At 45.4% G+C, this 16771-nt stretch carries 14 protein-coding genes; 4 read left to right on the top strand and 10 right to left on the bottom strand.

Annotation, left to right across the window (positions count from 1 at the left end; translation table 11 throughout):
- The 3 genes from CAG69_RS22255 to CAG69_RS22245 all read right to left on the bottom strand — a co-directional run.
- Nucleotides 1–656 (bottom strand): ABC transporter permease (locus CAG69_RS22255; protein WP_161446274.1); only part of this gene is annotated, 656 nt, incomplete at its 3' end.
- The gene (locus CAG69_RS22250) at nt 653–1477 is read right to left on the bottom strand and encodes an alkaline phosphatase family protein (protein WP_161446272.1); all 825 of its coding nucleotides are present in this window, start codon (nt 1475–1477) and stop codon (nt 653–655) included. The genes CAG69_RS22250 and CAG69_RS22255, both read right to left, overlap by 4 nt.
- Before the next feature lie 12 nt (nt 1478–1489).
- Nucleotides 1490–2557: an ABC transporter substrate-binding protein gene (locus tag CAG69_RS22245; RefSeq protein ID WP_005373851.1), complete on the bottom strand. Its 1068-nt coding sequence runs from the start codon at nt 2555–2557 to the stop codon at nt 1490–1492.
- Between the two features lie 210 nt (nt 2558–2767).
- Here CAG69_RS22245 and CAG69_RS22240 point away from each other — a divergent pair, with 210 nt between their 5' ends.
- Nucleotides 2768–3496 (top strand): UTRA domain-containing protein, encoded by a 729-nt coding sequence (locus CAG69_RS22240; protein WP_139059304.1) that lies wholly within the window; start codon nt 2768–2770, stop codon nt 3494–3496.
- Between the two features lie 62 nt (nt 3497–3558).
- Here CAG69_RS22240 and CAG69_RS22235 read toward each other — a convergent pair whose 3' ends face one another.
- Nucleotides 3559–5145, bottom strand: a complete 1587-nt coding sequence (locus CAG69_RS22235) for a BCCT family transporter (protein WP_202600842.1) — start codon at nt 5143–5145, stop codon at nt 3559–3561.
- 303 nt (nt 5146–5448) lie between these two features.
- On the opposite strand from CAG69_RS22235, the gene CAG69_RS22230 reads away from it, so the two are divergent.
- Nucleotides 5449–7857: a beta-mannosidase gene (locus CAG69_RS22230; protein ID WP_161446268.1), complete on the top strand. Its 2409-nt coding sequence runs from the start codon at nt 5449–5451 to the stop codon at nt 7855–7857.
- Between the two features lie 101 nt (nt 7858–7958).
- Here the strand turns inward: CAG69_RS22230 and CAG69_RS22225 are convergent, their stop codons facing one another.
- Nucleotides 7959–8213, bottom strand: a complete 255-nt coding sequence (locus CAG69_RS22225; RefSeq protein ID WP_005373837.1) for a hypothetical protein — start codon at nt 8211–8213, stop codon at nt 7959–7961.
- Between the two features lie 167 nt (nt 8214–8380).
- On the opposite strand from CAG69_RS22225, the gene CAG69_RS22220 reads away from it, so the two are divergent.
- Nucleotides 8381–8740, top strand: a complete 360-nt coding sequence (locus CAG69_RS22220; protein ID WP_161446265.1) for a DUF6559 family protein — start codon at nt 8381–8383, stop codon at nt 8738–8740.
- A 78-nt stretch (nt 8741–8818) separates the two neighbouring features.
- On the opposite strand, the gene tyrS is transcribed toward CAG69_RS22220, so the two are convergent.
- The 4 genes from tyrS to ppsA all read right to left on the bottom strand — a co-directional run bounded on the left by tyrS (nt 8819) and on the right by ppsA (nt 14483).
- Nucleotides 8819–10078: a tyrosine--tRNA ligase gene (tyrS, locus tag CAG69_RS22215; protein ID WP_161446264.1), complete on the bottom strand. Its 1260-nt coding sequence runs from the start codon at nt 10076–10078 to the stop codon at nt 8819–8821.
- Nucleotides 10079–10160: 82 nt separating this feature from the next.
- Entirely contained in the window at nt 10161–10967 is an 807-nt protein-coding gene (locus CAG69_RS22210) for a response regulator transcription factor (RefSeq protein WP_046876144.1), read from the bottom strand.
- Nucleotides 10968–11160: 193 nt separating this feature from the next.
- The gene (locus tag CAG69_RS22205) at nt 11161–11940 is read right to left on the bottom strand and encodes a hypothetical protein (protein ID WP_161446262.1); all 780 of its coding nucleotides are present in this window, start codon (nt 11938–11940) and stop codon (nt 11161–11163) included.
- Nucleotides 11941–12110: 170 nt separating this feature from the next.
- A complete protein-coding gene (gene ppsA, locus CAG69_RS22200) occupies nt 12111–14483 on the bottom strand; it encodes a phosphoenolpyruvate synthase (protein ID WP_161446260.1) in 2373 nt (790 codons plus the stop codon).
- A 251-nt stretch (nt 14484–14734) separates the two neighbouring features.
- Here ppsA and ppsR point away from each other — a divergent pair, with 251 nt between their 5' ends.
- Complete coding sequence (ppsR, locus tag CAG69_RS22195) at nt 14735–15571, top strand: posphoenolpyruvate synthetase regulatory kinase/phosphorylase PpsR (protein WP_005392709.1); 837 nt, start codon at nt 14735–14737, stop codon at nt 15569–15571.
- Between the two features lie 84 nt (nt 15572–15655).
- On the opposite strand, the gene ansB is transcribed toward ppsR, so the two are convergent.
- Entirely contained in the window at nt 15656–16720 is a 1065-nt protein-coding gene (gene ansB / locus CAG69_RS22190) for an L-asparaginase 2 (protein ID WP_161446258.1), read from the bottom strand.
- Nucleotides 16721–16771 lie beyond the last annotated feature (51 nt).

Genomic DNA, 16771 nt, shown 5'->3' with positions numbered 1-16771 from the left:
AATAAGGCTGGTGAGAGCACTGGCAGAGCGATTTTCGCCCAATACTGTGATGTTTTGGCTCCCAGTAGCGCAGCAGCTGCTTGCCAATCATCGCTCAACGCGTCGAACGCAGGGTAGAGCAACAATACCGCCAGCGGGATTTGGAAGTAGATGTAAATGGCCAGCAGGCCCCATTTACCATAAAGGTCGAAATCACCGAGTAAGCCATACTGCTTGAGCAAAAGGGTAATCGCCCCATTGGTGCCCAAAATAATAATAAAAGCGAATGACAGAGGTACGCCTGCAAAGTTGCTGCTCATGTTCGTAAACGCAATCACACCGTCGCGGACTTTAGAATCGACTCTGCGCAGAGAAGAGACCAACAGAGTCGCAATGGCTAAGCCAAAAATGCTTGACCATACAGCTAACCACAAACTGTTGCCAAACGCCTGCATCATAAAGGCGGAGTCGAGCACTTCAATGTAGTTATCGAAGGCAAACTCGCCATCGTAGATAAAGCTGTTTAACAGTACCCAAATCATCGGTGCGAGTTGAAATAGGTAGAAAAACAGCGCGAAAGGCACTAACCAAATGGCTGGCTTAAAGCGCTTTAACCAAGTACTTGCCAAATTTGAGCGTGATTCGCTGGAGCTTGGGGAGAGGACTGAACTGCTCATAGTGCTAACAATTCCTGAGTGTATGGCTTCGTGTGGTCAAGGTTTAGCAATTGACAAACGGTGCCACAAATATCAGTTTGCTTAATATGACAATCTTGATGGGTAAATTTATCACCAATGACAAACAGGGGAACTTCTCGCTCTTCAGGTAAAATCCCACCGTGAGAAAGATCGTTGTTCATGCCATGATCGCTGGTCACAATGATTTGATACCCATCAGCAAGCCATTGATCGATGTAGTTGGAAAGAATAATGTCTGCACCTCGCGCACAATTTCGGTATTGGCGAGAGTCTAGGCCAAACTTATGTCCTGTATCGTCGATATTCATCGGGTGGATCAGTAAGAAATCAGGTTGATAGTTTCGACGTAAATACTCTGCGTCCAGGAACAAGGCTTCATCAGGATAATGATCCCAATGGTAAAAGCAGCCATGCTGGATATTCAGGGTTTCATCATGCGTGAAACGATCGCGAACAGGTTCAAATGGCGCGCGATTATAAAGCTCACTTACCCAGTGGTAGGCAGCCGCAGCGGTCACTTTTCCTTGGTCTTTTGCCAAACTGAAAATGGAATCGTGTTTGGATAGACGAACGATATTGTTGTTTACGATGCCGCTTTCTACAGGGCGAACGCCCGTTAAAATGCACTCATAAAGTGGGCGAGACATAGAGGGCAGCTCACACTGCACAGGATAAAGCGTTGCGCGAGTTTCTTGTTGGGAACGACTTTGTTCTAGAAGACCATTGAGGTAGCCCATGCAATCACGGGCTACCTGATAGCTCAGTCCATCTAGAACAACAAGGATGACCTTATTGCTCATAACGACTTACTCTTATTGCTGGTGGATTAAGACACTTTCTTGCCATTGACGTGGCAGCTTACGTGCGGACTTTTCCCAAGCGGAGAAGTCAGTCACTGGGTGAACATTGCTGTATTGGTCGTTAGCAATTAGCTTGTCTTGCACTGCTTGAGGCAGTGTGATGTTGGTGCGGATTGGACGCGCATAACCTTCTGCTAAGTTGATTTGTCCTTGATCGCTGAAGATGTACTCACGAGCAAGCTTTGCTGCATTAGGGTTCTTCGCATATTTATTGATTATGGTTGTATAACCAGAAATCACAGAGCCATCTTGAGGAATGCTCACTGTAAAGCGGTCGCGGTCAATTTTGTCGCGGTAGTTCAACGCATTGAAGTCCCACATGATCGCCACTTCCACTTCGCCTTTTTCTAGGTTGGCGATGTTCGGATCGGTAAATGAAAGACGACCTTGCTTCGCGAGTTCAGAAAAGAATTTTAGCGCAGGCTTGAGGTTGGATTCGTCCCCACCGTTGGCGAACGCTGCGGCGAGAACCGCGTTGTTTGCCTGTGCTGCTACGCCTACGTCACCTACGGTCACTTTGTAGTCGCCTTTTAATAGGTCATCCCACGTTTTTGGCGCGTCTTTTACGAGGTTATTGTTGGAGATAAAAGAAATAGTGCCAGTGTAAGCAAGTGCCCAATGACCATCTTCGTCTTTTGCCCAATCTGGGATGTCATTCCAAGTTGTTGGTTTATATGGCTGAGTGACGCCTTTTTTAACCGCTACACGTGCGAAGGCAAAGCCTACGTCACCAATGTCTGCGGTCGCGTTTTTCTTCTCAGCTTCGAATTTTGCGATTTCTTGAGCCGAGCTCATATCCGTGTCTTGGTGCTTAAGGTTGTAATTTGACTTTAAATCAGCCCAAGTGTCTTTCCAGTTTGCCCAACTGTCAGGCATACCCACACTGTAAACCGCCCCTTCTTTTTGTGCTGCTGCTACCAAAGATTCAATATCGGCTTCTTTCGCTACTGTTGGCGTAGCGAGCGTTACCGCAATGATTGCCGCTGGTGCGGTAATTGAACGACTTAGCAAAGTTTTCATTGTCTCCATCCTTCTGGACTAGGTCAGTAAGTTCGCTTTGTATGCTATGGATGGAATGTGACGATTTAGCGCAAGTAATTTGACAGTTTTTATGAATTTCTATGGCACTTATATTTCATACGCTCAATATGTGTTCTGTTGATTAATGTCATATTTTTGTTACGTACACGCCTTATGTTGTTCATCAAATTATCGTTGGACTAGATCAGAATGAGAGCGACAGGCACCAGCCAATTTGGTACCCAATTAGGAAAAATTAGAAGCAGCTTAAAGCAGCAGATTCTTTCCGGCATCATGTCGGAAGGACAAAAACTGCCATCAGAAAGGGAGCTCAGTGAGCTGTTTTCTACGACTCGAATCACTATCAAAGATGCGTTGGTGTCTTTAGAAACTGAAGGCCTGATCTACCGAGAAGAGCGTCGTGGTTGGTATGTATCTCCAGAGCGGATCTGTTATAACCCGTTGTCTCGTTCTCACTTCCATCAAATGATTAGAGAGCAGCATCGTATTGCAGAAACCAAGTTACTCAACGTACGAAGTGAAATGGCTGCAGGTGAGTATGCCAAATCGTTAGAGGTTGAGCGAATTACCCCAATTTATGTGATTGAGCGGTTACGTTTTATTGATGGGCGAGCGGTATTGTTTGTTGAAAATGTACTCAAAGCGGCACTGTTTGAAGGCATATTGTCTGAGAACCTCACCATGTCCCTGACGGGCATTTATCGTGAGAAGTATGGTTACGAGACAAAGCGCTCTCGTTTTGATGTGATTCCCACGTCAGCTCCTGCTCATGTCGCTAAGGCGTTGAACCTAGCTGAAGGACAACCCGTTCTGAAAATTCGGCGGGTAAACTACAAACAAGATGGGCATTTAATGGACTGCGAATTCGAGTATTGGCGTCCAGATGCAGTGATGATTCGCATTGATAGCGTAGGATAAAGCGCAGAATTAAAAAGAGCCCAATGAAGGGCTCTTTTTCGCATATTGGTTAGAGAGGCGGTTTAAACGAGGCCTTGCTCTTTTGCCATTTTACTTGCTATGCCAGGCGCTTTCCAAATGCTTGGCAGCAAAATGAAAGACACAGGCACGGCGGTAATCACAATGAAAGACTGCAATGCAGAAATACCACCAGAGCCCATTGAGATAAGCGCAATAGCGACAATACCCATAATCAGCCCCCAGAACGAGCGAATCACTGCGTTTGGTTCTGTTGAGCCCGTCATCACTACACTGATTGTGTAAGTCATCGAGTCACCCGTCGTCACGATAAATGTTGTCGTTAAGATCAGGAACAGAACCGAAATGATCATTGGGTAAGGTAATTCACCAGTAATCGCTAGCAGTGCTGCAGGCAAGTTAAAGCCTTCAAACGCAGATGAAATCAAACCAGGGTTATCAAGTTCAAACGCAAGGCCACTGCCACCAACGATACTAAACCAGAAGCAAGTAATCAGCGGTGCCGCGATGCTAATAGACATGATTAATTGGCGAATTGTACGACCACGAGAGATACGAGCAATAAAGATCGCCATCATTGGGCCATAACCGATAAACCAACCCCAGAAGAATACTGTCCACCAGCTTAGCCAGCCTGTATCACCACGGTAAAGTGCCATAGGGAAGAAGTTATCCACCATACGACCAACGCCTTGCACGTAGCCATCAACGATAAAGCTTGTCGGCCCGAAGAACAGGATGTAACCAATTAATAGTACAGACAAAATGATGTTGTAACGACTGACGATTTGAATACCCTTGCTCAAACCGCTCAGTGCGGAAAGGGTATACATCAGGATCGCCGCCATAATAACCATACTTTGCGTTACGAACGTATCTGGCAGGCCAAACAATGAGTTTAGCGCGTAGCTAATTTGTAAACCTAAGAAGCCGATAGGACCGATGGTTCCTGCCGCTACGGCAATGATGCTACATGCGTCAGCAACATCACCAATCCAGCCTTTAATGGCTTTATCACCAAACACAGGGTAAAGCAGAGTACGAGGCTTAAGAGGCAGGCCTTTATCGTAATGCAAGTGCATTAAGACAATGGAAGATAGACCACCAAGGATCGCCCAAGCTAAGAAGCCCCAGTGCATAAAAGACTGAGATAGGGCATTGATTGCGGCAGTTTTCGGTGAGGCTTCCCCGTATAGAGGCGGAGCAGTCACAAAGTGCGCGATAGGCTCAGCTGCGGCCCAAAACACACCACCACCTGCAAGTAGAGTACAGAGTACGATTGACAACCACTTAAAGTTATCAATATCAGGTTTCGCTAGACCACCTAGGCGCACATAACCAGTGCGACCAAACGCAAGAGCCAAACCAATTAGGAAATTCAGAAGAAGCAGTACTTGCCAGTAAGCTCCGAAATATTTAGTAGCAAAGCCGAAGCCGGTGTTAACCATTGCGGTTAGAGAGTCGGTATTCGTTAGAGCAAGTAAAACGAATAGAGTGAGGAAGCTACCACTTAACCAAAAGACAGGATTGGTGAGTTCGAGGCGCTTGAGTAAAGATGGGGGATGAATAGCAGAATAGTCAGCATCCTGAATAGGCGCTGTGTGGGAGGCGGCATTCGTCATATTTGACATAATTACTTCGCTTTTTAGGGCTATGAAGCCGTGCATTTCCCCTCACATCGTTTCAACGAAAAGTGTGAGGATGTTCAAAAAGCCGATGATGTTAACATGTCGAAGTTGCAAATATAACCTTAGATTTCGATTAATTTTTAACAGGTTAGCCAAGTTGCTGATTTTTGGGTAGAGATCAAAAGAAAGAGTTTTTACGTGAAATGCACCGCATTTCGTATGTAATTAACATTTCCCTTGTTTTTACATGGGATTGTCAGGATTACATTGAGAAAACATGTTTTTCCCAAGCTAAGGTTTAACTCAATGGCTCACTTCGAACTTAACGGGCAGTGGATGCTTACCTCGCCACAGCGTCCCGATCTTGAAATTCCAATCTTTATTCCGGGCGATAATGTGTCGGCGCTTTTACAAGCAGAGCAGATTCCAGATCCTTATTTTGCCGATAATGAAAACAAAGTTCGATGGATTGAAGAGTGTGAGTGGCATATCTCACGTGAGTTTGACGTCGACGCGTTTACGTTGTCTGCCAAGCAAATTTGGATGACGCTAACTCGTGTCGATACCTTGGCAACCTTCTATGTTAATGGTGAGCTAGCACTAACTTGCAGCAACATGTTTACCCAGCAACGAGTTGATATCAAACCTTATTTAAAACAGGGTATAAATACTGTTCTTGTTCAATTCGCCAGAGTCGATATAGAAGGTGTGGAACGCGCCAAAAAATTGCCCTTCCCAATCCCTTCCGCAATGGGAAATAATCAAATTCCGCATATGAATTTGATCCGAAAAACGCAATGTCATTCCGGATGGGATTGGGGCATTTGCTTGATAGTATCGGGTATTTACGACCCCATTCAAATCGACATTGTGAATGAGCTTTGGCTCAAAGGCTTTTCGACAGAGCAGCAATGGCAAGCCGATGAGAGTGTGTTTCTTGATGTAGTAGTTGAAGTGGAAACGGACAGTCAACGCCATGAAATGATGGTTGAATTTAATGGTGAGCGTCAATGTATTCAAACAAAAGGAAGTGGTCACTATCATTGCCAGTTCCACATTTTGGAGCCTCAACGCTGGTGGCCATCGGGTTATGGCGAAGCGTATCTCTATCCCATTACCATTTCTTGCAGAGAGCAAAAGTTAACGCACAACATTGGTTTGCGTCAGTTAACCCTAAATAACCAAGCTGATGAGCACGGCTCTGCAATGGAATTTATCGTCAATGGCGTACCGATTAATGCTAAAGGTGCCAACTGGATCCCTATTGACGCAATGCCGGGGCGAGAGTGCGAAACACGTTATCGCAACCTTTTGCAAAGTGCGGTTGACGCCAACATGAACATGATTCGCGTATGGGGGGGAGGTCAGTACGAGAGTGAGATCTTTTACAATCTGTGTGATGAACTTGGCTTGTTGGTGTGGCAAGACATGATGTTCGCCTGCTCGTTGTACCCATCAAACGACGAGTTTTTAAAAGAGGTAGAAGAAGAACTTAGATTCCAAATCCCGAGGCTCAAGGAGCACCCATCAATCGCACTTTGGTGTGGTGACAATGAAGTGATTGGAGCTATTGGGTGGTACGAAGAATCTAAGCACAATAAAGTCAAATACACGGTTAACTACGATCGCCTCAACCGCATGATTGAGCAGGTGATTACCGAACAAGATAGCGCTCGTCGTTTCTGGCCAAGTTCCCCATGTAATGGTGAACTGGATTTCGGTGACGCGTGGCATGATGATAGTAAAGGTGATATGCACTTTTGGGACGTTTGGCATTCAGGAAAACCATTCAGTGCCTACCTTGACGTGAATCCTCGTTTTTGCTCTGAGTTTGGTTTTCAATCTTGGCCATCTTTTGCAGAAGTTAAGCAGTTTGTCCCGGAGCAAGATTGGAATATCACGTCCCTAACCTTTGAACAACATCAGAAGAATCCTCGTGGTAACAGTATCATCACAGAGATGTTCACGCGTTATTTCCGTTTTCCCTCTGGGTTCGAGAACATGCTGTATTTAAGCCAAGTTCAGCAGGCAATCGCGATCAAAACTGCATGCGATCATTGGCGTGCCATTTCTCCAGTTTGTCGCGGCATGCTGTACTGGCAACTCAACGACAATTGGCCTGTCAGTTCTTGGTCTAGCTTGGAGTACAGTGGTCGTTGGAAGCAGTTACACTACCATGCAAAACGCTTTTTTGCGCCGCAGTATTTGGTATTTTCCGAGCATACAGGCAAGTTGAGCCTGCATTTGCTCAATGATGCCAAAGCGCCCGCAAGCGTCTACGTACTGCTCAAGTGGGTAGATTGGCAAGGGGAAGAAAAGCAATGTTGGAGCTTAGAACAAACAGTCATAGCAGACAGCAATACGATTTTGTGGCAATTGGATGAATCGATCGAGAAGGACGAACTTACGTCAGGCTTCTTCTATGTTGAAGCGCAAATCTGTGAAGACAGAATAAGCAACACATGGTTTAGTTCTCATGAGCTAAAAACCTTGCCGATAGCGAAAGCCAATATTGGTGTCTCTATTGAAGGGAGGCAAATTACATTGATTGCGGATAAGCCTGCGTTTTTTGTTCATTTGGAGAGTGATGCTGATGGAAGGTTCAGTGACTCCAGTTTTACTCTGTTGGTCAACGTTCCAATGACGGTTGAGTATTTAGGTGATGATGTTTCAGGTATGCAGCAGTCGTTGAGGGTATACCACCTTAATGATTAAAGCGGGTATAGAACATCTACATGCTGACAACTAAAAAGGGAGCGTTTGCTCCCTTTTTAGTTACCAAGTATCCGTTATTAAGCTCAGGTTGAGACAGAAGACTATTTAAGTTTCTGATGGACCCGATAGCTAACGACAAAGCCAATGTAGAATAGTGCAGCAAGAGTAATCATTGCCGTCGCGTACGCCAGTAGGCTGTTTAACCCTAAACCAAAAGCCAGAGTGAAGGCGATACCATGAATGGCTTCCGCAGGGATTCGGTACCAAGCAGAGTGGACGGAAGATCCGAAGAGGATAAAGGTACTAAGTAAGACAATCGTGCCGCCTATAAAGCCGACCCATCTGCTGTTGTTCATGTTGTAATCTCAGGTGTTACCGAGGTAACGTAACAAAATATTTCAGGATCGTATTATACAACCGATCATCGCGAAAAGCGCTAGAGAAATTTCGCGGATAAAACAGAGTGTTTTAATTCGAACAAAAGAATACGACCATAGCCAACTTAATACAGGAATAACAAAACATGTTGAGATTTATACAACGTCGCCGCATTAAGAAAGTGATTAAGCTAATGAGTACCAGATTGGTGGTGGGATACGGCAGTCGTGAGTACTTTTCGGTTGGTCAGGTAAAGACGAGCACCAGCGAGTTAAGCGCGTGCCAACAAAAAATTGCGTTGGCATTATATGCGGATCCGCAAGATCTTGATTTGGAAAATCAACCAGAGTTGCAAGCCATCCGCTCTGATGTAGCGCATGACTTCTTCGCTGGTGTCGATTATACCGCTCAAGATGTGCTTCATTTATTCGGTGCTGGTGGCTGGAAAGGCGGCCGAATGGAAGATGGAATGTCTCATCATTTTGGTATGCACAGTCGATACTAGAGCGAGCTAACCTTATAAAGTCTTGTCAGTTAACTCGCTATATCACTTTGCCTTGTGAGGTGTTACTCCGATGCTTTGTTAAGCGGCACGCTTTACGAGGCAGAAGTGCTTTTTACTGCGTTGCAGTAACCAGTATTGGTCAAACAGTGGGAAGCTTAAACTCGGGTTATCAGCCGACACTTTTTCACCGTTTACACTGATGGCGTTGTTGTTGATGTGTTCGCGCGCAACACGTTTCGAGCTTGCTAAGCCCGACTCAATCAATAGCTCAACCAAATCTTGTTGTGTGCTCTCAATGCTTGGTAAACCATCTAACTCCAACTGTTTTAATTCACCCAAACTCAGTTGTTGCACATTACCGCTGAATAAAGCTTGCGTGATGCGTTCGGCACTGACTAGACCTTCTTCGCCATGAACAAATCGCGTCATTTCTTCAGCGAGAATACGTTGTGCTTGTGGCTTGCCTTGGCTTGCTTGGTCTTGCGCTTCAATGCTGGCAATTTCTTCGCAGCTCAAGAACGTGTAGTAACGCAAGAAGTGGTAAACGTCGGCGTCTTCTGCGCCAAGCCAGAACTGGTAGAAGGCGTAAGGAGAGGTTTTGCTAGGATCTAGCCATACTGCACCACCTTCAGTTTTGCCAAATTTGGTGCCATCGGATTTGGTGATCAGCGGCAGAGTTAAGCCAAATACTTGCTCACCATTTTGGCGACGAGTTAAATCGATCCCACTGACGATGTTCCCCCATTGGTCATTGCCACCGATTTGCAAACGGCAACCGTATTGACGGTTTAGCTCGGCAAAATCGTACGATTGCAGCAGAGCGTAGCTAAATTCGGTGAAGGAGATACCTTGGTCAGGGCGTTGCAGGCGTTGTTTTACCGATTCTCGGTTGATCATAGTATTGATCGAGAAGTGCTTACCCACATCGCGGAAGAAGTCGATCACATTGATCGCTTTCATCCAGTCAGCGTTGTTCACCATGATCATCGGCTTGGTCAGTTGGTGGTTCATCAACTGCTGAATTTGATTAGAAAGATCGTTAACCCAGCCTGAGACGATTTCCTCTGAGTTCAGACTGCGCTCAGTCGCTTTAAAGCTTGGGTCGCCAATCATGCCCGTTGCACCGCCAATCAAGGCAACAGCTTGGTGTCCGGCATCTTGAAAGCGCTTAAGCATAATCAAAGGCACGAGGTGGCCGATATGCAAGCTGCCAGCTGTAGGATCGAAGCCGCAGTAAACGGTTTGTGGCTGTGAGAGAAGTGTCTGAATTTCTTCCAAATCGCTGGCTTGTGCAATCAAGCCACGATCTTGTAAATCTTGCAGTAATGGTGTCGTCATTCTTTTTTTCTGTCTTAGTGGTTGTTACATTCAGACTAAAACGCGACACCTTTTCTCGATATATCCCTTAAGGGACAGTTTTTTATCTTGAATGGAGAATGAGGTGATTGAGGAAAAGCTGGAATAACTCACTCAATGAAGACACATTTAATTGCGAGTAAATTCGCTTTCGATGATTTTTGACCGTGCCTTGAACTAAGTGTAACCGCGCGGCAATTTCTTTGGTGTCAAACCCTTGAGCGAGAAGTGAAGCCACCTCTTGCTCGCGACGAGTGAGTGATTCTACGCCAAATGTTGCTAAAGCTTGCTCAATGGCTAATCGCATACTGCCAGAATAAGCACTCTGGGCAAAAACAGGCTCAGAAAAGGTAAACTCCGTTTGTTTCCAGTGCTGCTGACAAAGCGATTGAATTATCGGGAAGTAGGGCTTTAATTTATTGATTTGCTGTTGAGAAAAGTATTTTCCATCATTCATATACCCGAAGTACAGCATGACCCAACGGCCAGGTTCGACTTCGACTAGCATGCTCAGTTCGTCTTTCCACCCGGTCTGATGGTAGAACTGTTCGCAGTAGGAAGTAAAATCAACGCCTTTGCGTGCTACGTCTTTGAGCGTAAATACGCCTTGTTGCTTTGTCTCGTTTAGTTTGAGAAAAAAAGGGTCATTTTGAAATGAGTCAGTAAGGTAGCGTTGAAAAAGTAATTCTCGCTCGTTCTCAATCGAGTCGTAGAGATAAATAGGATGTTTACCTTCTCGATAACCTAAAATAACCGCGCAATCAAAATGAAAAAGAGTGCGAATGACACGCATAAGCTTAGGAGTAAAGTTAGGCGTATTAAGAGCAGAAATTGCTTCTGCCAGCAGATTATTAAAGTTATTGTCAGGCATGGGATACCGAATCGCAGATGGTTTTGCGCAAGCATAACCAAAAGCCATCCAACGAGAAAGGGAAGTCACCATCTTCTGGTGACTTCCCATGAGAAAGTTGCACAAGTACTCAGTTTTGAGGAGTCATAGCTGCGTTAACTTATTGATAAGGGTGCATAACAACTGTTCTGTTTAAGCAATTAGTTGCTATGCGTTACTGCGAGTTGGTGAGCTCTTCGTTAACCCAATATTTAGAACCAGACACGTTGGCATCGATGAGCAAGCCTTTTGCATTCAACTGATAAACGGCGACGCCACTGTTAAATTGTTTTGAAAGTTGCTCTGAGTCTTCGCCAGCTACAGCAGAGGCTTCACTGGTCGCTTCCCATCCTTCGTTGACGAACGTATCAAAGTCTTCTTTGCTCTCAAACAGAATCACTTGTTGGTAAAACTTGCCGCCAGCCCCAAGTGCGACGCCCAAACCAAACATATTCATATAAGTGCGTTTTTCTGTTTCCTTATTGACTGCGACACCTGACCCTGAGTTGGTGTGAAACAACAAAGACAATTTACGAGAATCAAAGACCGCGTAGCCGTAAGCGTTGTCGTAAATGGCTTTGGCCTCCGACTTTTCATTAAACAACTTGAGTAAAGCACTATCCGCCATTAAGTCTACGGCTTGGCGAGCTTCTTCTGGCGTGTCGCCTTCCATTAGTTCATCAATTTTCTTGTCGGCTGCATCTATCCATTCTTTGCTTTTCTCGATACTAGCTTCTGTCCACTCGCCCGCGGTATTGATTGCTTCCTCGGACCAGTGCGTGAAATCTTGCCACGCTTGTTTTGAAAAGGCTTTGGTATCGTCCCAAGCATCTTGCGCAGTATCAGAAACCGCTTCGCCTAGCTCAGACATTTTGTTGGAAATATCATCCCAATCTGCGTAAGCGGGAGATGCGATGAGCATCAATGTGGTAATGAGTGCGATAGACTTTTTCATCAAATTCTCTCTGGAGTTGTCGATACATCATTCATTCTAGGTCATCAGACTTTGATAATGAAATTGACTAAATGGCGATCTTGAGAGAGGAATCACGAACTGATTGCGAAATGACGTATGCATAACAAAGCCCTCACAAGGGGAGTGTGAGGGCTTAAGTTTTTAGCGCGTTACTTGCTGCTAACTTTACCGAGCTGTAACCAAGTATCGATAACGGTGTCTGGGTTTAGTGAAACAGAGCTAATACCTTGATCCATTAGCCATTCCGCTAAGTCGTCGTGGTCTGATGGGCCTTGACCACAAATACCAACGTATTTGCCTGCTTTTGTTGCCGCATCAATCGCCATCTGAAGCATCACCTTAACCGCTGGGTTGCGCTCATCAAATAGATGTGCGACATCGCCAGAGTCACGGTCAAGACCAAGCGTTAGCTGAGTCATGTCGTTTGAGCCAATCGAGACGCCATCAAAGTACTTCAAGAACTCATCGGCAAGGACCGCGTTGGATGGCAGTTCGCACATCATGATGACTTTAAGACCCTGATCGCCACGGCGCAGATCAAACTTCGCTAGCAAATCAATCACTGATGCTGCTTCGCTTGGTGTACGCACAAATGGGATCATGATTTCAACGTTTTTCAGACCCATTTCGTTACGAACGCGTTTGATTGCTTGAGTTTCTAGCTCGAAGCAGTCTTCAAACACTGGAGAAATGTAACGAGACGCGCCACGGAAGCCAAGCATTGGGTTTTCTTCATGCGGTTCGTATGCTTTACCGCCAACCAAGTTGCTGTATTCGTTAGACTTAAAGTCAGACATACGAACAATAACGCGTTTCGGCCAAAATGCCGCAGCGATAGTCGCGATGCCTTCAGTCAGTTTGCTTACGTAGAAATCGATAGGATCTTTGTAACCACGAATGCGCTGTTTGATTTCTGCTTTTAGCTCATCGCTTTGCGCATCAAAGTTAAGTAATGCTTTCGGGTGAATACCGATCATCTTGTTGATGATGAACTCTAGACGAGCAAGGCCAACACCTTCGTTTGGAATCTGAGCAAAGTCGAATGCGCGATCTGGGTTGCCCACATTCATCATCACTTTGGTCGGCAGCAGTGGCAGTTCATCAACAGAAGAGCGTTTTACATCAAACTCAAGTTCACCTTGGTAAACGTAACCCGTTTCGCCTTCTGCACAAGATACTGTTACTGTTGCGCCATCAGTCAGTTTGCTTGTCGCATCGCCACAGCCAACGATTGCAGGAATACCAAGTTCACGAGCAATGATTGCTGCGTGACAAGTACGTCCGCCACGGTTGGTAACAATAGCAGATGCTTTTTTCATCACTGGTTCCCAGTCTGGGTCAGTCATGTCTGTAACTAACACATCACCTTCTTGAACCAATGACATTTGGTCCAGAGAGTCAACCAAACGTACTGCACCTTTACCGATACGTTGACCGATGGCACGACCTTCAATCAAAACATCTGCTTTGTTCTGTAGCTCGTAGCGCTCGATTACATTCTTTTCGTTTTGAGAACAAACCGTTTCTGGGCGAGCTTGCACAATGTACAACTTGCCATCAATGCCGTCTTTCGCCCATTCGATGTCCATTGGACGTTGGTAGTGCTTCTCGATGATCATCGCTTGTTTGGCGAGCTCTTTGATCTCTTCGTCGTTCAATGAGAACGTGTTGCGCTCTTCATCAGAAGTATCAACGATGTCAACTTGTTTGCCGATCTCTTGGTTGTCAGAGTAGATCATTTTGATCAACTTAGAACCAAATGTTTTCTTAACGATCGGGTGCTCACCTGCTTCAAGCATTGGCTTATGAACGTAGAATTCATCAGGGTTTACTGCGCCTTGAACGACCATTTCACCTAGGCCCCATGAAGAGGTGATGAAGACAACTTGGTCGAAACCAGACTCAGTATCAAGCGTAAACATCACACCCGAAGAAGCTTTGTCTGAACGCACCATACGTTGGATACCCGCAGATAGTGAGATACCACGATGGTCGAAACCTTGGTGTACACGGTAAGAGATCGCACGGTCGTTAAATAGAGAAGCGTAAACGTGCTTAGTTGCTTCTAGTACTGCATCGATGCCTTTCACGTTCAAAAACGTTTCTTGCTGACCAGCAAAAGAAGCATCAGGCAGGTCTTCTGCCGTAGCAGACGAACGAACTGCGACTGAAAGCTCAGGGTTGCCTTCAATCAGTTCTTGGTAGTTTTCACGGATTTCTTGTTCAAGGTCCGCAGGGAAAGGGGCCTCTAATACCCATTGACGGATGGTTGCACCTGTCTTACGCAGAGCTTCCACATCCTCAACGTCTAGTTCATCAAGTAATTGGTGAATACGCTCATCCAAACCTTCGTGGTCAAGGAATTGGTTAAACGCGTATGAGGTTGTCGCAAAACCATTTGGTACAGAAACGCCTGCGTTCGCTAGGTTAGAAACCATTTCGCCAAGTGAAGCATTCTTACCGCCGACTTTGTCGACATCATCCATGGATAGGCCATTGAACCAGAGGGTGTTCTTTTGCATGTCTTTCTCCAGAAACATTGCAGCTTAGTAGGGGGACTTAAATCGCTCTAAACAATCGCATGTTGGCTGTTATTACACTTTGACCATACATTGCTTCATTTAGATTGATATCAAAGGCAAACGATTACGTTCTGGCTGAAAAAAATTCAAAAGAATTTTTAAAGCTGTGGTGAACCTAACTGAAAGCCAAACTGATTTATTAATATTATGTTTACCATCCTACTCAAAAGATTTTGAAAAATTAAACAGAAATGCAAATAAATAACCAAAGTCGTGATGTGTTCTATGTTTCTGACGGTACGGCGATAACATGTGAGACATTAGGGCATGTTGTTCTCGGTCAATTTCCGTTCATTCCTAACGAAAAAACCTTTCCGTTCGTAGAAAGCCAGGACAAAGTTGCTGACGTTGTAAAAGAAATTGAAACTTCCTACCAACGCAATGGCGTCAAACCTCTGGTGTTTTTCTCTATCGTGGTGCCAGACGTACGTGAAATGCTGCTGGAAGCGCCTGCATACAGCTACGATGTGTTGGAAAGCATTGTACAGAAAGTGCAAGACGACATTCAGATGGCGCCAAAACCCAAGTTGCAACGTTCTCGCAGTGTGGGGAAAGATTCCGATACCTATTTCGACCGTATCGCGGCCATTGAATATACATTGGCGCATGATGATGGCATCACGCTAAAAGGGTTGGAGCAAGCCGATATCATCCTGCTGGGAGTATCGCGCAGCGGAAAAACCCCCACCAGCCTATATATGGCGATGCAGTTTGGTTTGCGTGTCGTGAACTACCCATTTATCGCGGAAGACGTGAAGATGATGCGCTTGTTGCCTGAGTTTGAGATCCATCGTCATAAATTATTCGGGCTTACTATCGACCCTGAACGTTTGACTGAAATCCGTGAGAATCGTTTGTCTGGAAGTGATTACGCCAGTACTGAGCAGTGTAAGTTGGAGCTAGACACCGTAGAGGCGTTGTTTAGAAGAGAGGCGATCCCATACATCAATACGTCCTCTCTGTCTGTTGAGGAAATTACTACGCGTATTCTGGAAAAAGCAGGAATGAAGCGCCGTTTGTTTGGTTAACCAGGGGCGCCAACATCGTCGTGTGCAAGAGGAGGCGAGTAACACCTCCTCTTGTGCATCTAAAGATGCCTTACACAGAATGATTTAATAGTATTGGAACATCTTTTGGATGTCTTGATAGTTTTTGGTTTGAGTCAGTGACAGCATCAGTAAGATACGTGCTTTTTGTGGGTTTAGTGTGCCTGAGGCAACAAAGCCATATTTGTCGTCATCAATTTCAGCATCCAAAGTGGTTGAGCCGCTAGGCGTTCGGGAGCTCCTTACAACAACAACGCCATCTTTGCTCGCTTTTTCTAGCTCATCAAAGACCGTGTGGTACAAGTTACCATTACCAACACCAGCACTTACAATACCGTCAAACTTGGCATCAACAAAGGCTTTGACTGGTAAGCTCGACGCATTTGCATAGTTATAAACAATACCTACTTTAGGTAGTGTGTTAAGTTTTGATACATCGAATGGTGTTTCTGTGGTGTGTTTACGCTCTGGGCTTCGTTGATATTTGGCATCGCTATTATGAATGTAACCGATAGGGCCAAAGTTAGGTGACTGGAAAGTACTGACGGAAGTGGTGTTTGTTTTAGTTACGTCTCGCGCATCGAAAATCGTGTCATTCATTGCGACTAACACGCCGCGCCCTTCAGAATCTTCATCGGTGGCTGTCACGACGGCGTTGTATAAATTAACTGGGCCATCAGCACTCATTGCGGTGGAAGGACGCATTGCACCGACAATCACGACTGGTTTTTTGCTCTTGACGGTCAGATCAAGGAAGTAAGCGGTTTCCTCTAATGTATCGGTACCATGAGTAATGACGATACCGTCAACATCATCTTGAGCGAGCAGTTCGTTGACTCGTTTGGCTAATTTAAGCCATACCTCATCATTCATATCTTGTGAACCAATACTGACCACTTGCTCTCCGGAAATATCGGCAATGTTGGTCATGCTCGGAACGGCAGAAATCAATGATTCGACACCGACTTTACCTGCGGTGTAGTTTGACTCTGTCGCAGATTGACCTGCTCCAGCTATGGTGCCACCAGTGGCAAGGATTTTAATGTTCGGAAGATCGGATTGCGCGAAAGAGAACGAACTGATGCATAAACCGAGAGTTATTGTACTGAGGCGGAAAAGATTTTTCGTCATGGGAATCACCTGCTGTTAGGTTGGATGTTGGGGAACTCATCTATCCTAAAA

The sequence above is a fragment of the Vibrio sp. V43_P6S15P86 genome (assembly GCF_009904725.1).
Taxonomy (GTDB): Bacteria; Pseudomonadota; Gammaproteobacteria; order Enterobacterales; family Vibrionaceae; genus Vibrio; species Vibrio diabolicus.
Note: the sequence above shows the minus strand (reverse complement) of the source record. Positions and strands in the feature narration are given on the sequence as shown.

Bases quoted from the DNA above. Each gene is read 5' to 3' on its own strand.
- CAG69_RS22220 (WP_161446265.1), top strand. From the start codon at position 8,381: ATGTTGAGATTTATACAACGTCGCCGCATTAAGAAAGTGATTAAGCTA.
- ppsA (WP_161446260.1), bottom strand. From the start codon at position 14,483: ATGCAAAAGAACACCCTCTGGTTCAATGGCCTATCCATGGATGATGTC.
- CAG69_RS22250 (WP_161446272.1), bottom strand. From the start codon at position 1,477: ATGAGCAATAAGGTCATCCTTGTTGTTCTAGATGGACTGAGCTATCAG.
- ppsR (WP_005392709.1), top strand. From the start codon at position 14,735: ATGCAAATAAATAACCAAAGTCGTGATGTGTTCTATGTTTCTGACGGT.
- CAG69_RS22240 (WP_139059304.1), top strand. From the start codon at position 2,768: ATGAGAGCGACAGGCACCAGCCAATTTGGTACCCAATTAGGAAAAATT.
- CAG69_RS22230 (WP_161446268.1), top strand. From the start codon at position 5,449: ATGGCTCACTTCGAACTTAACGGGCAGTGGATGCTTACCTCGCCACAG.
- CAG69_RS22210 (WP_046876144.1), bottom strand. From the start codon at position 10,967: ATGCCTGACAATAACTTTAATAATCTGCTGGCAGAAGCAATTTCTGCT.
- ansB (WP_161446258.1), bottom strand. From the start codon at position 16,720: ATGACGAAAAATCTTTTCCGCCTCAGTACAATAACTCTCGGTTTATGC.
- CAG69_RS22235 (WP_202600842.1), bottom strand. From the start codon at position 5,145: ATGTCAAATATGACGAATGCCGCCTCCCACACAGCGCCTATTCAGGAT.
- CAG69_RS22225 (WP_005373837.1), bottom strand. From the start codon at position 8,213: ATGAACAACAGCAGATGGGTCGGCTTTATAGGCGGCACGATTGTCTTA.
- CAG69_RS22245 (WP_005373851.1), bottom strand. From the start codon at position 2,557: ATGAAAACTTTGCTAAGTCGTTCAATTACCGCACCAGCGGCAATCATT.
- tyrS (WP_161446264.1), bottom strand. From the start codon at position 10,078: ATGACGACACCATTACTGCAAGATTTACAAGATCGTGGCTTGATTGCA.
- CAG69_RS22205 (WP_161446262.1), bottom strand. From the start codon at position 11,940: ATGAAAAAGTCTATCGCACTCATTACCACATTGATGCTCATCGCATCT.